This is a genomic window from Christiangramia oceanisediminis (assembly GCF_022570735.2).
GTDB lineage: Bacteria > Bacteroidota > Bacteroidia > Flavobacteriales > Flavobacteriaceae > Christiangramia > Christiangramia oceanisediminis.
Map to the genome: position 1 here is coordinate 991,746 of NZ_JANCNS010000002.1, position 16,323 is coordinate 1,008,068.

At 40.9% G+C, this 16,323-nt stretch carries 17 protein-coding genes; 10 read left to right on the forward strand and 7 right to left on the reverse strand.

Features of this window, described 5'->3' with window-relative positions:
- Positions 1–77 precede the first annotated feature (77 nt).
- The 3 genes from MKO06_RS17150 to MKO06_RS11955 all read right to left on the reverse strand — a co-directional run bounded on the left by MKO06_RS17150 (position 78) and on the right by MKO06_RS11955 (position 2,445).
- Complete coding sequence (locus MKO06_RS17150) at positions 78–482, reverse strand: DUF6660 family protein (RefSeq protein WP_341849958.1); 405 nt, start codon at positions 480–482, stop codon at positions 78–80.
- A gap of 206 nt (positions 483–688) precedes the next feature.
- The gene (locus MKO06_RS11950) at positions 689–1,942 is read right to left on the reverse strand and encodes a tyrosine-type recombinase/integrase (RefSeq protein WP_241551381.1); all 1,254 of its coding nucleotides are present in this window, start codon (positions 1,940–1,942) and stop codon (positions 689–691) included.
- Positions 1,943–2,196: 254 nt separating this feature from the next.
- A complete protein-coding gene (locus MKO06_RS11955) occupies positions 2,197–2,445 on the reverse strand; it encodes a hypothetical protein (RefSeq protein WP_241551382.1) in 249 nt (82 codons plus the stop codon).
- 205 nt (positions 2,446–2,650) lie between these two features.
- Between MKO06_RS11955 and MKO06_RS11960 the strand changes: the two genes are divergently transcribed.
- The 3 genes from MKO06_RS11960 to MKO06_RS11970 are packed head-to-tail and all read left to right on the forward strand — an operon-like array spanning position 2,651 to position 6,467.
- Positions 2,651–4,501 carry a peptidase MATCAP family protein gene (locus MKO06_RS11960; protein ID WP_241551383.1) on the forward strand — a complete coding sequence of 617 codons (1,851 nt, stop codon included), beginning with the start codon at positions 2,651–2,653 and terminating at the stop codon, positions 4,499–4,501.
- Positions 4,498–5,544 carry a glutathione synthetase gene (locus MKO06_RS11965; RefSeq protein WP_241551384.1) on the forward strand — a complete coding sequence of 349 codons (1,047 nt, stop codon included), beginning with the start codon at positions 4,498–4,500 and terminating at the stop codon, positions 5,542–5,544. Before MKO06_RS11960 ends, MKO06_RS11965 begins: the two co-directional genes overlap by 4 nt.
- Before the next feature lie 11 nt (positions 5,545–5,555).
- Positions 5,556–6,467 carry a M14 family metallopeptidase gene (locus MKO06_RS11970; protein WP_241551385.1) on the forward strand — a complete coding sequence of 304 codons (912 nt, stop codon included), beginning with the start codon at positions 5,556–5,558 and terminating at the stop codon, positions 6,465–6,467.
- Between the two features lie 103 nt (positions 6,468–6,570).
- Here the strand turns inward: MKO06_RS11970 and MKO06_RS11975 are convergent, their stop codons facing one another.
- The 4 genes from MKO06_RS11975 to truA form a co-directional block, all read right to left on the reverse strand.
- Positions 6,571–6,894: a hypothetical protein gene (locus tag MKO06_RS11975; RefSeq protein ID WP_241551386.1), complete on the reverse strand. Its 324-nt coding sequence runs from the start codon at positions 6,892–6,894 to the stop codon at positions 6,571–6,573.
- An 82-nt stretch (positions 6,895–6,976) separates the two neighbouring features.
- Positions 6,977–8,128: a lactonase family protein gene (locus MKO06_RS11980; protein WP_241551387.1), complete on the reverse strand. Its 1,152-nt coding sequence runs from the start codon at positions 8,126–8,128 to the stop codon at positions 6,977–6,979.
- Positions 8,129–8,145: 17 nt separating this feature from the next.
- The gene (gene corA / locus MKO06_RS11985; protein WP_241551388.1) at positions 8,146–9,201 is read right to left on the reverse strand and encodes a magnesium/cobalt transporter CorA; all 1,056 of its coding nucleotides are present in this window, start codon (positions 9,199–9,201) and stop codon (positions 8,146–8,148) included.
- Between the two features lie 84 nt (positions 9,202–9,285).
- Positions 9,286–10,074: a tRNA pseudouridine(38-40) synthase TruA gene (truA, locus tag MKO06_RS11990; protein WP_241551389.1), complete on the reverse strand. Its 789-nt coding sequence runs from the start codon at positions 10,072–10,074 to the stop codon at positions 9,286–9,288.
- Positions 10,075–10,194: 120 nt separating this feature from the next.
- Here truA and MKO06_RS11995 point away from each other — a divergent pair, with 120 nt between their 5' ends.
- The 7 genes from MKO06_RS11995 (at position 10,195) to MKO06_RS12025 (ending at position 16,212) form a co-directional block, all read left to right on the forward strand.
- Positions 10,195–10,326: a hypothetical protein gene (locus MKO06_RS11995; RefSeq protein ID WP_256946182.1), complete on the forward strand. Its 132-nt coding sequence runs from the start codon at positions 10,195–10,197 to the stop codon at positions 10,324–10,326.
- Between the two features lie 183 nt (positions 10,327–10,509).
- Entirely contained in the window at positions 10,510–12,687 is a 2,178-nt protein-coding gene (locus tag MKO06_RS12000; protein ID WP_241551390.1) for a S9 family peptidase, read from the forward strand.
- 6 nt (positions 12,688–12,693) lie between these two features.
- Positions 12,694–13,188, forward strand: a complete 495-nt coding sequence (locus MKO06_RS12005) for a GyrI-like domain-containing protein (protein WP_241551391.1) — start codon at positions 12,694–12,696, stop codon at positions 13,186–13,188.
- Between the two features lie 7 nt (positions 13,189–13,195).
- On the forward strand, positions 13,196–14,044 hold the full coding sequence (locus tag MKO06_RS12010) for a DUF1853 family protein (RefSeq protein ID WP_241551392.1): 849 nt from the start codon (positions 13,196–13,198) through the stop codon (positions 14,042–14,044).
- Positions 14,045–14,533, forward strand: a complete 489-nt coding sequence (locus MKO06_RS12015) for a GNAT family N-acetyltransferase (protein ID WP_241551393.1) — start codon at positions 14,045–14,047, stop codon at positions 14,531–14,533. It begins immediately after the preceding gene.
- A 10-nt stretch (positions 14,534–14,543) separates the two neighbouring features.
- The gene (locus MKO06_RS12020; RefSeq protein WP_241551394.1) at positions 14,544–15,299 is read left to right on the forward strand and encodes a sulfite exporter TauE/SafE family protein; all 756 of its coding nucleotides are present in this window, start codon (positions 14,544–14,546) and stop codon (positions 15,297–15,299) included.
- 34 nt (positions 15,300–15,333) lie between these two features.
- A complete protein-coding gene (locus MKO06_RS12025; protein WP_241551395.1) occupies positions 15,334–16,212 on the forward strand; it encodes a cation diffusion facilitator family transporter in 879 nt (292 codons plus the stop codon).
- Positions 16,213–16,323: the final 111 nt, after the last annotated feature.

Here is a 16,323-nt window from a genome sequence, read left to right on the forward strand (position 1 = left end):
TCGATATCGCCCTGATCGCAATAAAGATTGGAGTTAAGCGGCAAAAAAGGATATAGTTATCCTATTAAAAAACTGAATTAAACCCTTGGAGGATCTAAAAAGGAAAGAATAGGTTCATCTCCTAAATTATCGAAATGAACAAATGCTTTGGACGGAATGTCCGTAATCAAAGGTTCAAAATTTGAAGAACCAAAATCTACAGTGTGTACATGGCAGCAATGACAACTACAAAATGGTGGACATAAATCTGCTGTCTGATTGTGGGAGTGGTCAAGATCCATCTCCTGAAAACTAACCGCGGTTATTTCAGAATCTGAAGAGATTACTGAAGAATCGTTATCGTTACAGGCTAGTAAATTGAGCCCGAACACATATAATGATAATATGAATGCGATTATTTTCACACAACAAAGATAAGAAAATAGGGATGCACAGGGTGTGCAAAAGACTTGTGTGGTAATTTTATACAAATCATATCGCATAAATTCCGACAATGTCTCTAGCCTATTAGAAGAAATTTTGTCGGATTACTTTTGGCGAAATAATCGTGTAACTTCTAGAAATAATCCGACATATCTCCTTAGAGTTCAAATAAGATTATTTTATATCTAATTTACCTTCGTGTGAGATATAGAATTAAATTGTATCATGGCCTTTTAATAATTTCCTTGGATTTTTCTACTACAATTTAAGCTACAACCAAATCATTAGCATCATCCAGAACGGAATTATCAAAACTCTTCAAATAAATTTCAGTAGTTTTTAGAGAATGATGCCCAAGTCCTTCACTTATAATTTCAGTCGAAATTCCTAAATTTTTAGCAATGGTAGCCCACGAATGACGAATATAATATGACGTTATTTGCTCTTCAATGCCAGCATCTTCAGCAATTTTCTTAAGCAACTTATTCACTAATCTTCTATCTGAACGATATTTTGTAAAAGTTTCAACAGAACCATCGTATCCTATGGGGAAAATAAAATCATCTGCCTTTTTATTACATGTATATTTTTTTAGTATAGAAATGAATTCATTCGTCATTCTAACTGACAAAGGATCTCCGGTCTTACTTCTACCATAATGTATATGAGTTTCTCCAATATCCTTTATTTTTAATTTAGCGAGATCTATCAGATTCATTCCACGACAATTAAACATACATAAAAAATAATTTTTTGTATGCCAGAGGCTGGAATTTTCTTCATATTTCAAATTTCTAATGGCAACTATTTTCTCCTTTGTTAAAGCTTTCTTTTTAGTGCGTTTGGAAGTTGGAATCTTGTAATATTGAAAGGGATTCTTTTTAGGCGCAAATTTATCTTCTATTATAGCACAATTATAAATTGCTCTTACTGCTCGCATATATGAACTTATTCCATTATTGGAGTTCCCCTTTGCCCTATGTTCCAATTCAAATTCTTTAAGAAAGGTTACATCAATTTGATAAAATTTTACCGGAAGATTATTGTTGAACTTTGTGAAAGCAGCGATAGCGTTATCATACCATTTGGCAGTACTGGGTTTTTGTTCTTTCATTTTACGATTGATCATTACTTGACCCCATTCAGATAATGATATTTGATTTGATAAATTTCTTTTTAAATCTGAATCTAATTCATTATCCCAACATTCCTTGACAGTTGCTATAAGAACATTAACACTAATCTCATTTAGAGTTTCTCCAAGCTCATCAATAATAGATTTAACCGAATATAGTTTATTGTTCAATTCACGATTTATAACATCACAATCCTGATCTTTATTCGCTATAACAGATTTTTTAAGTTGCATATTTTTGTCATCCCAACCTGATATAGAAGTGAAATACGGAAGTCTTAAAATTCTTTGTTTTTTATGGTATATTCGTATAGCAACAGGATATAATCCATAAGTATTCTTTGAATTTTTTCTAATGTCAAGTATCAATCTTGCTCTAGCCATATCTTTAGATTTTCTACTTAAAAGATAGGTAAATTTGTGCATAGTTTGTGCATAGTTTTCTTTGGTATCAGATGATACGACTTACTATTAAAATTAATTAAAATACTGATTTACAGTTATTTATGAATAATAATAATTTAAAAAAATGTTAAAATTTCGGCCTTCTAAGCAGACGGTCACAGGTTCGAATCCTGTCGAGATCACAAAAAGCCTCGCAATAGCGGGGCTTTTTTGTTTTCTTCCGTTCTATTTATCTAGAATTTATATGTACAGGCACCAAAGGGAATATTCGATAAACCTGTTTTAGAAATGATTTTATCTATTTCCTGCTTTTCGTTTTCTTCATAAATGAGGTAATGAATATCACCATATTTACAAAAAGATCCAACTGCTGAAGAATTAACTCCGGCAAACGAACAATCCTGAAATTCGAAATTATCCTTCTTAAGTTTCAGAAAATGCTTTGAAAGTATTTCCAGGTCCTTACCAGCGGCATAGATCACCCCGTTGAATTTATACTCTACTCCATAGAATATAAAGTTTTCACAATAATTTAAAGGCCATTCTTAAAGTATTGTCAAAAGGGCTGTTTAAAGGTTGGAACACTTAAAATCTTCCTAACTTGGGGTTAACGAGCCTTTTAAAATTAACAATAAATCCCTATAAACAGTGCTTTTACAGGCACTGTGAATAAAAGTTTTCAAAGAGATGCAGGAAATACCTGATTTATCTGAAAATTCCATTGAACAAATATTAACAATTCTTGAAAAAGAAAAAGAGATCACGTGTAAACTGCCGGGCAACGGAGTTTTACATATAGAAAAGGAATTACCCTACCTGGTGATCTACCGCAGAAAGAGCAATGACAGGGGTACCAGGAGACTGGTCACCAACGAGTCTTCTTATTTGATCATTGGAGAAACCGATATTAAAGGCTACCAGGACTTGCTTTTCAAATTATCTGATAAGATTTCGGCCAGTATGGAGGCCTACCTCTTATTTGAAATTTATTCTGCCGAACCCAATAGTAATATAATTAGAATTAAAGGTCCGGCCCAACGACTTCCCTCCAGCCTTACCACTCTTAAGGAGGAGCTGGATAAAGTAAACACCGAATTTTCAGGAATTTACCTCGATACCGAAATTCAGGATACGCCAAACAGGCAGGCTGAAGGGGATGAGGCCTTATTGAGCATTGACCAGGCAAAAAACTGTGGTGCAGTGATAGTAGGGCTCGAGATCCCAGCTATCTACCGAAATGAGGAGAATGAATTATACCCGGTGTTCTTCAGGAATTTCAAGGATTTTATCATTAGAGCCATACATAGAAGTTTTTATGAATTCATACGCGTTCAAACCTCTGGCGGTGTTGCCAGTTATAACGCCCTGGGCAGAAAGTACCTGAAAAAGATCGTTTTTGATATCGACAAAACCCTGGCCGATATTGAAAAGTCCTACCAGTTCCTCTGGCTGGTCTCCCCTTCCAATATACATGATATCAAAAAACAGTTCTTCGAAAGCAATTATGAAAAGCTGGTAGATTACCACTACAGGTTGCTTCCGGTAGACCCGGATATTTTAAAAAGGAGACTGTACAATTTAAAGATCGAGGAGATCGATGATCCCGCGATGTCTTATTTGTTCAGGGAAAAACGGGAGGAACTGGATATGCAACTTACCATGCTGGGAGAAAGAGGCACCAGGAAATTCCTTTATGACAGTATAAGGCTTTATGAAGGCGTGGAAAATAAACTTTGTGAAGAGGCACGAAATATACTGAATGAAGTTGATGAAGAAAATCATACCGATGATAAAGAACTTATAGACTCCAGGGAGTTTAGCAGCCTCGCCAGAAAAGAATTTGATTTTTACAGGAAGCAGGACGAAAAGTTCAAATGCAAGGTGCATATTCGAAAGGATGTGAATGTCATGATGGTTTCCAGAGGCGAGCTTTATATTCCTGAAGACTATAAAATGAAACGCATCGAAGCCGAAGCCCTTATTCAACATGAGGTAGGAACCCATGTTCTCACTTATTATAACGGGAGTCACCAGCCACTTCAACAGCTAAGCATTGGTCTGGCAGATTACGATCCGCTTCAGGAAGGCCTGGCCGTGATGAGCGAGTTCATGGTTGATGGCTTAACCGCAAACCGACTGCGAACCCTCGCAGGAAGGGTTATCGCCGGGGAAGCCGTAATGAACGGGGGAAATTTTCAGGAGATATTCCGCCTGCTAAAAATGGATTATGGCTTTTCTCCTGAACGAGCCTTTAACATCACCTCCAGGATCATGCAGGGTGGTGGCTTTATGAAGGATATTATCTATCTGAAAGGGTTGGTATTGCTTAAAGAACATCTTAAAAATGACGGAGAGTATGAGCCGCTGCTGGCTGGAAAATATGGAATTAAACATACCGGGATCATAAAGGAACTTACCGAAAGGAATGTTCTTGAACCGGTACGGGTAAAACCCAGATACCTGCACAGTGAAAAAATGTACGAAAAATTAAAATTAATCGGGCAGGGTCTAAGTCTGCCACAAATGGTATGTAAATGAAAATATGTTTTGTATTAAATGATATAGAAACCGAAAAAAACGGAACTTCGGTTGCACTAATGTGCATGGCACATCAACGTGGACATGAGGTCTATGCAATGGGTGTGGGTGATTTCAATTTCCACCACGATTCACCCATCAGCATCAATGCCACAACGGTGCCGAAAAATACCAAAACCAAATCTCCGGCAAAATTCCTGGAAGCACTCCAGGGAAGCAAGGCCAGGAAAAAACAACTGGATTCAACCAAACTCGATGTCCTGTTCATTAGAAATAACCCAACCGAAGAAGTTGGAAGGGAGTGGGCAGAACAGGCGGGGGTGGCCTTTGGCCGAATGATCCAGCAACAGGATGTTCTGGTGCTGAATGACGCCTATGCCCTTTCTCATGCCTTTATCGATAAACTTTATTTTGAAGAACTGCCACAGGAGATCAAACCAGATTCGATCATTACCCGCGATAAGGACCAGTTGCTGGACTTCTGGGAAAAGCAGAATAAGAAAATGGTATTGAAGCCGCTTGAAGGTTCTGGTGGGCAGGATGTCTACCTTATCGATAAGCACGAGAAGAATGTGAACCAGATCATTGAACACCTGATCTCCCAGGGCTATGTGATCGCCCAGGAATTTCTTCCAGCCGTGAAAGACGGAGACGTGCGTGTGCTCCTGTTAAACGGAAAGGTGATGGAAAAAGATGGTGAAAAGGCCATCATCAGGAGAGTTGCCGGGGAAGGTGAATTCCGAAGTAATTTCGCGCTGGGCGCCACGGCCGATAGCAGCGATCTTACTCCAGAAATGCAGCGCATCGTGGATCTTACCGCCCCAAAACTAATTCGCGACGGACTCTTTTTCGTAGGCCTTGACATCGTAAAAGACAAGTTGATCGAGATCAATGTTCTTAGTCCCGGCGGGATGGAGCATTTCAAGGATATTGGGCTTCCTCCGTTTACCGATTACGTAATAGAAGCCATAGAACGAAAAGTTGAATATAAGAACACCTATAAAGGTCAGCTTTCCAATCGCACGCTGGCCACGATGGAATAAAAACCTTATTTATGAACGAAGAACTTAATGAAGAAATACCAAGGATCGTTGGCACCTATACTTCTGGTAAGGAAGGACCACTTCTATTTGTGACGGGTGGAATTCATGGAAATGAGCCCAGCGGAATACAGGCCATGGAAGAGGTTTTTAAACAACTGGACAAAACCAGGCCCGAGATAGCAGGAACCATCGTTGGAGTAAGTGGAAATAAGATGGCCCTTAATCAGAATAAAAGGTATATTGATGAAGACCTCAACAGGACCTGGACCAAAGAAAATATAAAAAACGGCACTAAAGACAGCCATGAAAAAAAGGAGATGTTCGAGATCATAGATATCCTGGAGCAGTATCCCGAAAAGGATTTCACCAAAAGATATTTCCTGGACTGTCATACTACCTCCTCTCCCAGCCTTCCGTATGTATCTGTACAGGAAGTGAATGACAATGATGAATGGGCTCACAAATTCCCAACCTACATCATTCGTGGCTTTAGTGATATCATAACCGGGGATATAGACCATTACCTCAGCAGGATCGGGATGACCGGTTTTGTATTCGAGGCGGGACAGCATACCGATAAAACTTCAGCTGAAAATCATGAGGGAGTTATCTGGCTGGCCTTAGAAGAAGCCTGCAACCTGGATCTATCACAAATTTCAACCTATCCAGAATGTGTTGATAGATTTGCGAAAAAGAATGCACCTCCTCAAAAAACCTTCGAGATCGTATATCGTCATGGCCTGGAAGACAGCGATATATTTGAAATGCAACCCGGCTATGAGAACTTTCAGAAGATCGAAAAAGGTGAGCTCCTGGCCAAACAAAATGGGAATGAGGTAAAGAGCGAATGGGATGCGCACATTTTCATGCCTTTATATCAGGCACAGGGGAATGATGGATTCTTTGTTGTGGAGGAAGTCTAAGTAAAGGACACTAAAGTTCAAAGGCAGCTCAAAAAGCTGCCTTTTTTATGATTTTACATTTTTCTTTTAGAAATCGGTTTCTTGAAAAATAGTTTTAAAACACCTATTTGGTAACTATACCAACCACTTCTCCTGTTTCACAATTCACACGAAGCAGTTCATCTACACTTACCCCGTAACGTCCCTTCGGAACCTGGTAGTCTCCTAAACCCTTGATAGATTCCACAAGGATGATCTCCGTACCATCCCGGGGATCTCTCAACGGACTCTTACAGGAAGTGCCATCCAGCACCATCCCTTCTGTAGTGATAAAGGCAGCAGGAGTTCTTTCGGCGGGCCTAACGATCTTTGTCTTAAAGGAAGTTGTTGCGCAGGAATTAATAATAAATGCAATTACCAGAATAGAAAATTGAAGAAATCGATTCATTGGGAGGTTTTTTTTGATCTATTATTTAAATATAGACAAAAAAACCTGTACAAAATGCTAATTATTAAATGTTTATGTTAATTCAATAAGATTTTACGAATTCGAGGCAAACTGGTGTGGGAATTTCGAATACCGCCGGCTGGATCTTAAGTTTCCCGCTCTTCTGGTTGATCTCAAAGATCGAGATATTTCCGGTATCCTGGCTGGCAGCGTATAAATATTTACCGGAGGGATCGATCGCGAAATTGCGGGGTGTCTTTCCGGCTATGGGGCTATTCTCAATTCTGGAAAGCATACCCGATCCTGGATCTATCTCAAAAACGCCGATGCTATTGTGCCCACGGTTTGAAACATACAGGAATTTTCCATTTGGATGTATATGAATATCGGCTGCTGAATTACTGGCCCTGAATGATGCCGGCAAGGATGATATCTCCTGTATGATCTCCAGGCCGCCATTCTTCAAAATCCTGAACGTATTAATAGTGCTGTTCAATTCATTGATGGAAAAGGCGAAATTTCCATTTATACCCATGCTTAGATGCCTTGGCCCTGCACCATCTTTTAACTGAACGGATTTTTGTTCATTTGCCTCGAGAATACCAGATTTCACATCAAAATCATAGATCCACACCATATCATTACCAAGGTCGGCAATATAGGCATATCGATTGTCTCTGCTTATTTTTACAGAATGTGCGTGAGCTTTATCTGGTTGTTCCAGTTTGAGTTCCTGGTTAGGAACCAGTGCTCCGTTTTCTCCAACTCTATAAACCATCACCACCCCTCCCAGATAGTTGCTTACAAAAATAAATTTTCCAGAACGGTCCAGCGCGATATGGCAGGGTGCATGGCCTACAGTTGAAAGTTTCCCGATATTTTTAAGGGTACCGTCCGGCTGGATTTCAAAGGAATAGATAAATCCGTTAGTTGCATCGCCAGGTCCTAATTCACTCACTGCATATACATATTTACCCTGTTTACCCACCTTCACAAAGGAAGGATTTACGATCTCTGCAGCCGTAGTAACGAAATTCAGCTTCCCATTCGAAGAGTGCTGACTAAGCAAATAGATGCCTTTTGCCTTTCCGTCTACATGACCTTCTTTTTTGGTATAGGTCCCCACATACATTCTGTTGATCGAGTCTGGGAGATTTTGCTTTTTCATTTGAGCATATATCGAAGAAACGAACATCGAAACAAGAATTAAACAGATATATCTTACGAATTTCATCTTTTGCAGATTTTTACCTAGAGCCATTTTTTCCTTTTAAAATAATAAAGCATCGCAAAGAAAATGATCACCATTATGCCCAATAGCACAAAATAGCTGTATTTCCACTGTAATTCCGGCATATATTCAAAGTTCATTCCGTATATACCGGCAAAAAATGTAAGTGGGATAAAGATACTTGCCATGATCGTAAGCACTTTCATCACTTCATTCATTCTATTGCTGATGGTGGTCATATACAGGTCCATCAATCCCCATATCATTTCACGATAAATGTCGATATTTTCAGAGATTTGTATGATATGATCACTCAAATCCTGAATATAATTGATGGTTTTTTCATGGATAAGCCCATTATTCAGTTTCTCGAGCCGGTGCACCACTTCTCTTAATGGAAACACTGAACGGCGTATCCTAAGTATGGTTCTTTTTAATTCCTGTATTTCAATGGTAATATTATCATTGGGTTTATCAACGAACAGGCTCTCCTCCAGTTTTTCGATCCGGTCACTCATATCGTCTATTACCAGGAAGTAATTATCAATTATAGAATCCAGCAGGGCGAACATCAGGTAATCTGCAGATCTGCCGCGTATTCTTCCCGTTGCGGTTTCCAGGCGTTCTCTTACAGGGTTAAAAACATCCCCATTAGACTCCTGGAAGGTCAACAGGTAATTTCGCCCAACTATCATACTAATGTGTTCATTTTCAATATTTCCATCCTTATGATAGAGCATCTTGGCCACAATAAAAAGATAATCCCGGTACACCTCGATTTTAGGTCTCTGCCCCGTATTTACAATATCTTCCATCACCAGTGGATGCAGTTCATAATACTCCCCAAGTTTCTTGATCTCTTCCACATCACTAAGGCCATCAACATTGAACCAGGTAATTCGATCTTCGTCTACGAAATTAAAGGCATCTTCTACGGTGGTAGACCTGTATCGCTCATAATGCTCCTGATTGTAATCTATAACATCCAGCTGGGTTTTCGCGGCTTCCTTTCGACCCACATAGGTCATGGTACCCGGTATCTGGTTTACCGATTTTGCATGCTTTGGACGCTTCATCAAGGATAATGGTTTGATTGGCATAAGGGAACGCTTTTTTATAAAAATAGATGATTTTTTGAAGTGTACGGAATTTCTTCCAATTTAATCGAATTCGATCTTTTTCAGGATAAGGCCCGAGGCCGGTGCCAGGTAATCCATCTGGAATTGAGGATGATCGGGCAATAGACTCTTTTCGATATCATCGAGGCTCAACTCACCCCGGCCCAGCAGAACAAGGGCTCCCATCATCAACCTAACCTGGTGCCTTAAAAACCCGGCAGCATGAATATTAAATATATAGGATTTCTTCGGAAAAAAATTTGCGGTATATACTTCATTTTCCACGATCTCAGACTTCAGCATCTCCCTTTCAAAAGTGCTTTTTTCTGAAACACGTACGCAATAATTCCTGAAATTATGAACACCCTGGAACAGCTTGGCTCCTTCCTTCATTTTTTCGATATCCAGATCTTCCTGGAAATTGGCCATAAATGGCGCGCAGAACGGGTGAAACTTTTCAGAATTACAGAAGAGATATGCGTATTCCTTTGTTTTGGAATTTTGAATGATATTGAAATCCTTATCTACTTCCTCTATCCCTAACGCCCTTATATCCTGTGGCAGGTTCTTATTGAACAATTTTAAAAATGAATCCAGGTCCTCCAGAGGTTCATGGTCCACGAACAATTCAAAAGCCGATTCTTCTGCTGAAACCATAGCATCAGTGCGACTGGTCCCCAGGATCTTGAATTTAGCTTCAGGCAATACCCAGCCCAGAGTTTTTGTTATTAAACCTTCCACGGTTTTTACGTCGGGTTGCTTTTGCCAGCCATGTAACCTGTATCCCAGGTATTGAACTTTAATGAAGTAGTAGAAACGTTTTCTAAACAATGGTTAGTTTTTGGGCAAAGATATTATTATTCTAAAACTGTATTTTTTAAAAAAATTCAGCAAAGGTGTAACAATTATTTTTCTGTTTCGTCTTTAGGGTGTCAATCAATAATTAAAAAAATGGAAAACCTGAACTTTATCAATAGGGATTTCGAAAATATGAATCCGGCCAAAGGTCGTCGAAGAGCCTGGCAACACATCCGGATATCTGCAGGAAAAATTAATCATCATCCCATCATCAACCTGAATTAAAAAGATCTTCGTCATCAATCAAAGCATCATAGCCCCGAAAGGGGCTTTTTTATTTACTGCTGCTGAAAAAGCTTAGCCTCGATGAACTCATACGAGCCGTTATACCTTAAACTGGCTGAGAAAGGGCTTCGAAAAGGTGGCTATATTTCATATCTTGTGATTCGATAAAATGCAATCACTATCATGACAAAGTACCTCAAAATCCTTTTTTTATTTTTCCTCAGCACCTACACCGTCAGTGCGCAAACTGGCAGGGAGAAACTCACTACAGAAGATTATGAAAAAGCCACCAGGTTTCTCAGTTTTAACACCCGGGACCTGGTAGATAAAAGTTATGTGAGCCCTAACTGGCTGGAAAACGGGCAATTCTGGTATAAGATTTCTGAAAATGGAAATGCCAGCTATGTCCTGGTAGATCCTGCAAATGGAAATAAACGTACTGCTGATTCTGAAAACAATATCATGCAAATGGCTGGAGCAAGCAGGGTTGATAACAAAGCGGCTACTTCCTGGACCGAAGTGGTTTCTCCTAATGGTGAAAAAGCTGCTTTTATTAAAGACTGGAACCTCTGGATGAGGGATCTTAAGAGTGGGGACAGCATTCAGCTTACTTTTGATGGAGAGGAAAATTATGGTTATGCTACCGATAATGCCGGCTGGAGAAAAAGCGACAAACCTATCCTGCTCTGGTCTCCCGATTCTAAAAAGATCGCCACTTACCGGCAGGATCAGCGACATGTGAACGATATGTACCTGGTAAGCACCAACGTGGGTTCACCTGAACTTCAAAGATGGAAATACCCGCTTCCTACAGATGAGGAAGTAATAAAGATAGAAAGAGTAATTATTCATACCCAACAACCTAAGGTGGTAGATCTACAGGTGCCGGCCGACCCCAGAAGAGGGACGCTATGTGACGACATCTCCTGTTCTGGAGGTTTCGACGACAACCAGTGGAGCAAGGACTCCAAACAACTCGCCTTTGTTTCCAGTTCCCGTGATCATAAAAGCGCCAAAATGCGGATTGCCGATGCAGAAACCGGAGCCGTAAGGGAGGTTTTCGAGGAAAAGGTAGAAACTCAATATGAATCTGGTCAGGGAGCCATCAACTGGAGATTCCTTTCCGCTTCCAATGAAATCATCTGGTATTCTGAAAGGGATGACTGGGGCCATCTTTATCTGTATGACTCCAAAACCGGCAATTTAAAGAACCAGATCACAAAAGGTGATTTTGTGGTGACTCAACTGAAGGTGGTTGACGAAGAAGACCGCAAGTTGTATTTTATGGCCAATGGTCGTGAAGAGGGCCGCGATCCTTATTTCAGTCATTTTTACAGCATTAACTTCAACGGAAAAAATCTGAAATTATTAACTCCGGAAAACGGGAATCATTCGGTTTCTATTTCGCCTGATGAGAAATACTTTGTCGATAATTATTCCCAGCCTGATGTTCCCAATGTGGCCGAGCTTCGCAATATAAAAGGAAAGCTTATCAGCACACTGGAAAAGGCGGATATTTCAAGACTAAAAGAAACCGGCTGGCAGGCACCAAAACCAATTACTGTAAAATCAAGAGACGGAAGATGGGACCTGTATGGGCTTATGTTCACTCCTACTCACCTGGATGAATCAAAGAAATATCCGGTAGTGAATTATATTTATCCCGGGCCTCAGGGAGGTGGAGTAGGCAGTAGATCCTTTTACCCGTCTCGCAGAGACCACCAGGCCCTTGCTGAACTTGGTTTTGTGGTGGTAGTGATCGATGGAACCTGTAACCCAGATCGTTCAAAATCGTTTCACGACGCCTGCTACGGAAATATGGCCGATAATACCCTCGAAGACCAGATCTCCGGCATCAAACAACTGGCAGAAAGATATCCCTATATGGATCTTGATCATGTTGGGATCTGGGGACATTCGGGTGGAGGATTTGCCACGGCAGCAGCGATGTTCAAATATCCTGAATTTTATAAAGTAGGAATTTCAGAATCTGGGAATCATGATAACCGTAACTACGAGGACGACTGGGGCGAACGTTATATTGGATTGTTAGAGACAGGCGAAGATGGCCTTTCCAATTACGAGAAGCAGGCCAACCAGAACCTGGCTGCCAACCTCGAAGGAAAGCTGATGCTTGCCCACGGTGCGATGGACGACAATGTGCCTCCATATAATACCTATCTCCTGGTGGATGCTCTAATTGAAGCGAATAAGGATTTTGATCTCATCATCTTCCCGCACGCCCGTCATGGTTTCGGAAAAGACTCCTATTACATGATGAGAAGACGCTGGGACTATTTTGTAGAACACCTTATGGATGCAACTCCGCCCGAGGATTTTGTGATAGACCCTTCAAATTAAAAGCTTATGAAAGAACCAGAAATAGTTGACGTAGAGTCCAAGGAATTAGTAGGTATCAGTTTACATACCAGCCTGGCCGATGATAAGACCGGCATTCTTTGGAAGCGTTTTATGAAGAGTAAAGACGAGATCAAAAATGCCAAATCCAGCGACCTTTATTCGGTACAGGTTTACGACGACGGATTTATTAAAGGCCAGTTCAACTCCCAGTCGGTATTTGAAAAATGGGCAGCCATGGAGGTTGAGGATCTATCCCAGTTACCAGAACGCTTGCAGGGCATGAAGATCCCAGCTGGAAAATATGCAGTTTTTGTGCATGAAGGAACTTCCAAAAAATTTGCCGAAACCGCACAGGCTATATTTGGAGAATGGCTCCCCAATTCAGGATACGAACTGGAAGACCGCCCTCATTTCGAGGTTATGGGCAAGGATTATAAAGGTCCCGAAAATCCGGAAAGCAAGGAACATATCTATATTCCAATCAAGCCTAAAAATAACTAGATCTCCATTGGCAAATATTGATCATGTAGGACAGCCAGGATTTTCAGAGCAATTCAGGGGCTTTTTAAATACCCAGGATATTTGTGAGAAACTGGAGTTGGATGAATTCAGCACATTTAAGTTTCCCGAAATCAAATTTACCAAGGATCTTGAGGATGACTTAAAAGCCTTGCAACATCCAAGAAATTCGGTTCTCGGAAAACGCATGGAAAGCTTCTTCTCTATTGCCATCAAGCATTCAGACAGGTACAGGATGCTGGCTTCCAATATCCAGATCATCGAAGAAAAGCAAACCCTTGGAGAACTTGATTTCCTGGTTTACGATAATATGCTGCGAAAACCATTGCACGTAGAGCTGGTTTACAAATTATATGTTTACGATGCTTCTTTTAACCACGAGCTGGAAAGATGGATAGGCCCGAACCGGCGCGATAGTTTTTCTAAAAAACTGGATAAGCTCAGGTCGCGGCAATTCCCGTTGCTTTTTAAACCTGAAACTCAAAGATATCTGCAGGATCACGATCTTAAGCCTGGAGATATTGATCAGCAGCTTTGTTTTAAGGCCCAGCTGTATTTACCAAAAAAGAAAAAACTGGAGTACACAAATGCCGATGCAAAGTCTTTTGACGGAAGCTGGCTTGGATTGGATGAATTCCGCGATATGGACTGGAAGAGACATCTGTTTTTTAGTCCGAAGAAGAAACTCTGGTCATCTGATCCCGCTTTCAATTCCAGCTGGAAAACCTATTCAGAAATCATCCATGAGATCGAAAGCTTTCTGGACAAAAACAAGTCGCCGCTTATATGGATGAAAACCAAAACCTCCTATATTCGTTTTTTCATAGTTTGGTGGTAAATGATTAGATTCATCACAGATGAGAATGCCTTGCAGGTCCTCGAAATTTATAGCTATGGCCTGCAGAGCCGTAACGCGACTTTCGAAACCAGGGTTCCAGGCTGGAAGGATTGGAACGAGAAATTTCATACGCATTCCAGGTTGGGTTATTTTGAAGATGACCAGTTACTCGGCTGGGCAGCTATTACACCTTTTTCAAAAAGGGAAGTTTATCGGGGTGTTGCTGAAGTGAGTATCTATGTAAATCCAAACCATTCGGGAAAAGGAATTGGATCTGGATTGATGGCAGCACTTATTAGCTCATCCGAGGAAAATGGGATATGGACATTGTTTTCAAGTGTTTTTCCAGAAAACCAAGCCACCATTCGGCTACATGAAAAATACGGCTTCCAACTGCTGGGCAGGAGGAATAAAATAGCAAAACTTGATGGGATCTGGCGAGATACGCTCATCTTTGAAAGACGAAGCAAACTAACAGGAATCGATTAAAATCAGGTTAATGGCTGAAATTTTCCAGGATATAAACATACTCTATCTATTCATCCTTTTTGCTGCCGGAATTATTGCATTTATTATTTCCACTATTTCGGGTGGCGGTGGTGCGCTAATCCTCGTCCCATTTCTTAATTTCCTTATTAGCACCACTAAAACCGCACCGGTACTTAACCTGGGAACCTTCATAGGAAGGCCGGCCAGGCTTATCATTTTCTGGAAACACATCAACTGGAAGGTATTCTGGTATTATGTCCCGGCAGCTATGCTGGGCGCCTGGATCGCAGGCTGGTTCTTTGTAAAAGTGAATGCAGGCTGGTTACAGATCCTGGTAGGACTATTCCTGGTAAGTACCGTATTTCAGTATAGATTTGGAAAAAAGGAACGTTCATTCCCGGTTAGACTCTGGTATTTTATCCCGCTGGGCTTCATAGTTTCCCTGCTCGGCACCATAATCGGGGCGCTTGGCCCCATTCTGAATCCGTTTTACCTAAATCTTGGTCTCGATAAAGAGGAACTGATCGCTACCAAAACCGTCAACTCCTTTTTCCTGGGTATCTCTCAAATTGGAAGTTACGCCTTTTTCGGTCTTTTATATGCTGAATTATGGATCTACGGGATCGCCCTGGGATTGGGAGCCGTAGTAGGAAATATCATCGGAAAAAAGTTCCTGTCAAAAATGAAAAGCAGCACATTCCGAAAATTACTGATCATTCTGATGGTTATTAGCGGAATCCTGTTAATATATAACCAGCTTAAATAAGATTCATAAATTAGGAGTCACTAAGAAATGAATCATGCAGCCGGAATTCCGCGAAGCCATAAAAACCTCCTATCTCAGCATTGCCGCTAACACTGTCCTGGCGATAGCAAAAGCCATTACAGGCATTTTCGGAAATTCCTATGCGCTAATTGCCGATGCCATCGAATCGACTACCGATGTCTTTTCTTCCCTGCTCGTTTTACTTGGCTTGCGCTATGCAGCAAAACCGGCAGACGAAAATCATCCTTACGGACATGGAAAAGCCGAGCCGCTAATTACATTTTTGGTAGTAGGTTTTTTGGTCGCTTCAGCCACCCTTATCGCGGTGGAAAGTATCGAAAACATCCAAACACCTCACGAGGTTCCAGAGCCTTATACACTTATCGTTTTGGCAGTGATCATCATTCTAAAGGAAGTCTTTTACAGGTTCGTTTCTAAGAAAAGCACGGAAACCTCGAGTTCTGCCTTAAAGGCCGATGCCTGGCATCACCGTAGCGATGCGATCACTTCGCTCATGGCATTCATAGGAATTTCCATCGCACTATACATGGGAAAAGGTTATGAAAATGCCGATGACTGGGCAGCGCTCCTGGCTTCCGGATTTATACTTTTCAACGCTTATCTCATCCTAAGGCCTGCATTGGGAGAGGTGATGGATGAACATCGATATGAGGGCATTGAAAAGAAGATCCGGAATATCGCTGAAAAGAATCCTGGGGTGGTGGAAACCGAAAAATGCTTTATCCGCAAAACAGGGATGACCTACCATGTGGATCTGCATATCGCCGTAGACGCGAACATCAGCGTTAAACAGGGTCATGATATAGCCCACCTTGTAAAGGATGAGATCCTGGAGCAACTTCCGCAGATAGCCGATGTACTAATTCACGTAGAACCCGACGACGAAATCTAAAGCATTTTGCTCCTCGTTAATATTTCTTTAGAACTTCCCGGATTTAATTAAGAAAGATTTAGCACTACAACCTGCTCGTAAGCTTTGATAGCTCTGCGTTTAAGCGTATAT

Excerpts from the sequence above, each read along its gene's own strand:
- MKO06_RS12000 (WP_241551390.1), top strand. The coding sequence starts at position 10,510 with ATGACAAAGTACCTCAAAATCCTTTTTTTATTTTTCCTCAGCACCTAC.
- corA (WP_241551388.1), bottom strand. The coding sequence starts at position 9,201 with ATGAAGCGTCCAAAGCATGCAAAATCGGTAAACCAGATACCGGGTACC.
- MKO06_RS11970 (WP_241551385.1), top strand. The coding sequence starts at position 5,556 with ATGAACGAAGAACTTAATGAAGAAATACCAAGGATCGTTGGCACCTAT.
- MKO06_RS12020 (WP_241551394.1), top strand. The coding sequence starts at position 14,544 with ATGGCTGAAATTTTCCAGGATATAAACATACTCTATCTATTCATCCTT.
- MKO06_RS12025 (WP_241551395.1), top strand. The coding sequence starts at position 15,334 with ATGCAGCCGGAATTCCGCGAAGCCATAAAAACCTCCTATCTCAGCATT.
- MKO06_RS11995 (WP_256946182.1), top strand. The coding sequence starts at position 10,195 with ATGGAAAACCTGAACTTTATCAATAGGGATTTCGAAAATATGAATCCG.
- MKO06_RS11965 (WP_241551384.1), top strand. The coding sequence starts at position 4,498 with ATGAAAATATGTTTTGTATTAAATGATATAGAAACCGAAAAAAACGGA.
- MKO06_RS17150 (WP_341849958.1), bottom strand. The coding sequence starts at position 482 with ATGCGATATGATTTGTATAAAATTACCACACAAGTCTTTTGCACACCC.
- MKO06_RS11980 (WP_241551387.1), bottom strand. The coding sequence starts at position 8,128 with ATGAAATTCGTAAGATATATCTGTTTAATTCTTGTTTCGATGTTCGTT.
- MKO06_RS12015 (WP_241551393.1), top strand. The coding sequence starts at position 14,045 with ATGATTAGATTCATCACAGATGAGAATGCCTTGCAGGTCCTCGAAATT.
- MKO06_RS11975 (WP_241551386.1), bottom strand. The coding sequence starts at position 6,894 with ATGAATCGATTTCTTCAATTTTCTATTCTGGTAATTGCATTTATTATT.
- MKO06_RS12005 (WP_241551391.1), top strand. The coding sequence starts at position 12,694 with ATGAAAGAACCAGAAATAGTTGACGTAGAGTCCAAGGAATTAGTAGGT.
- MKO06_RS11960 (WP_241551383.1), top strand. The coding sequence starts at position 2,651 with ATGCAGGAAATACCTGATTTATCTGAAAATTCCATTGAACAAATATTA.
- MKO06_RS11950 (WP_241551381.1), bottom strand. The coding sequence starts at position 1,942 with ATGGCTAGAGCAAGATTGATACTTGACATTAGAAAAAATTCAAAGAAT.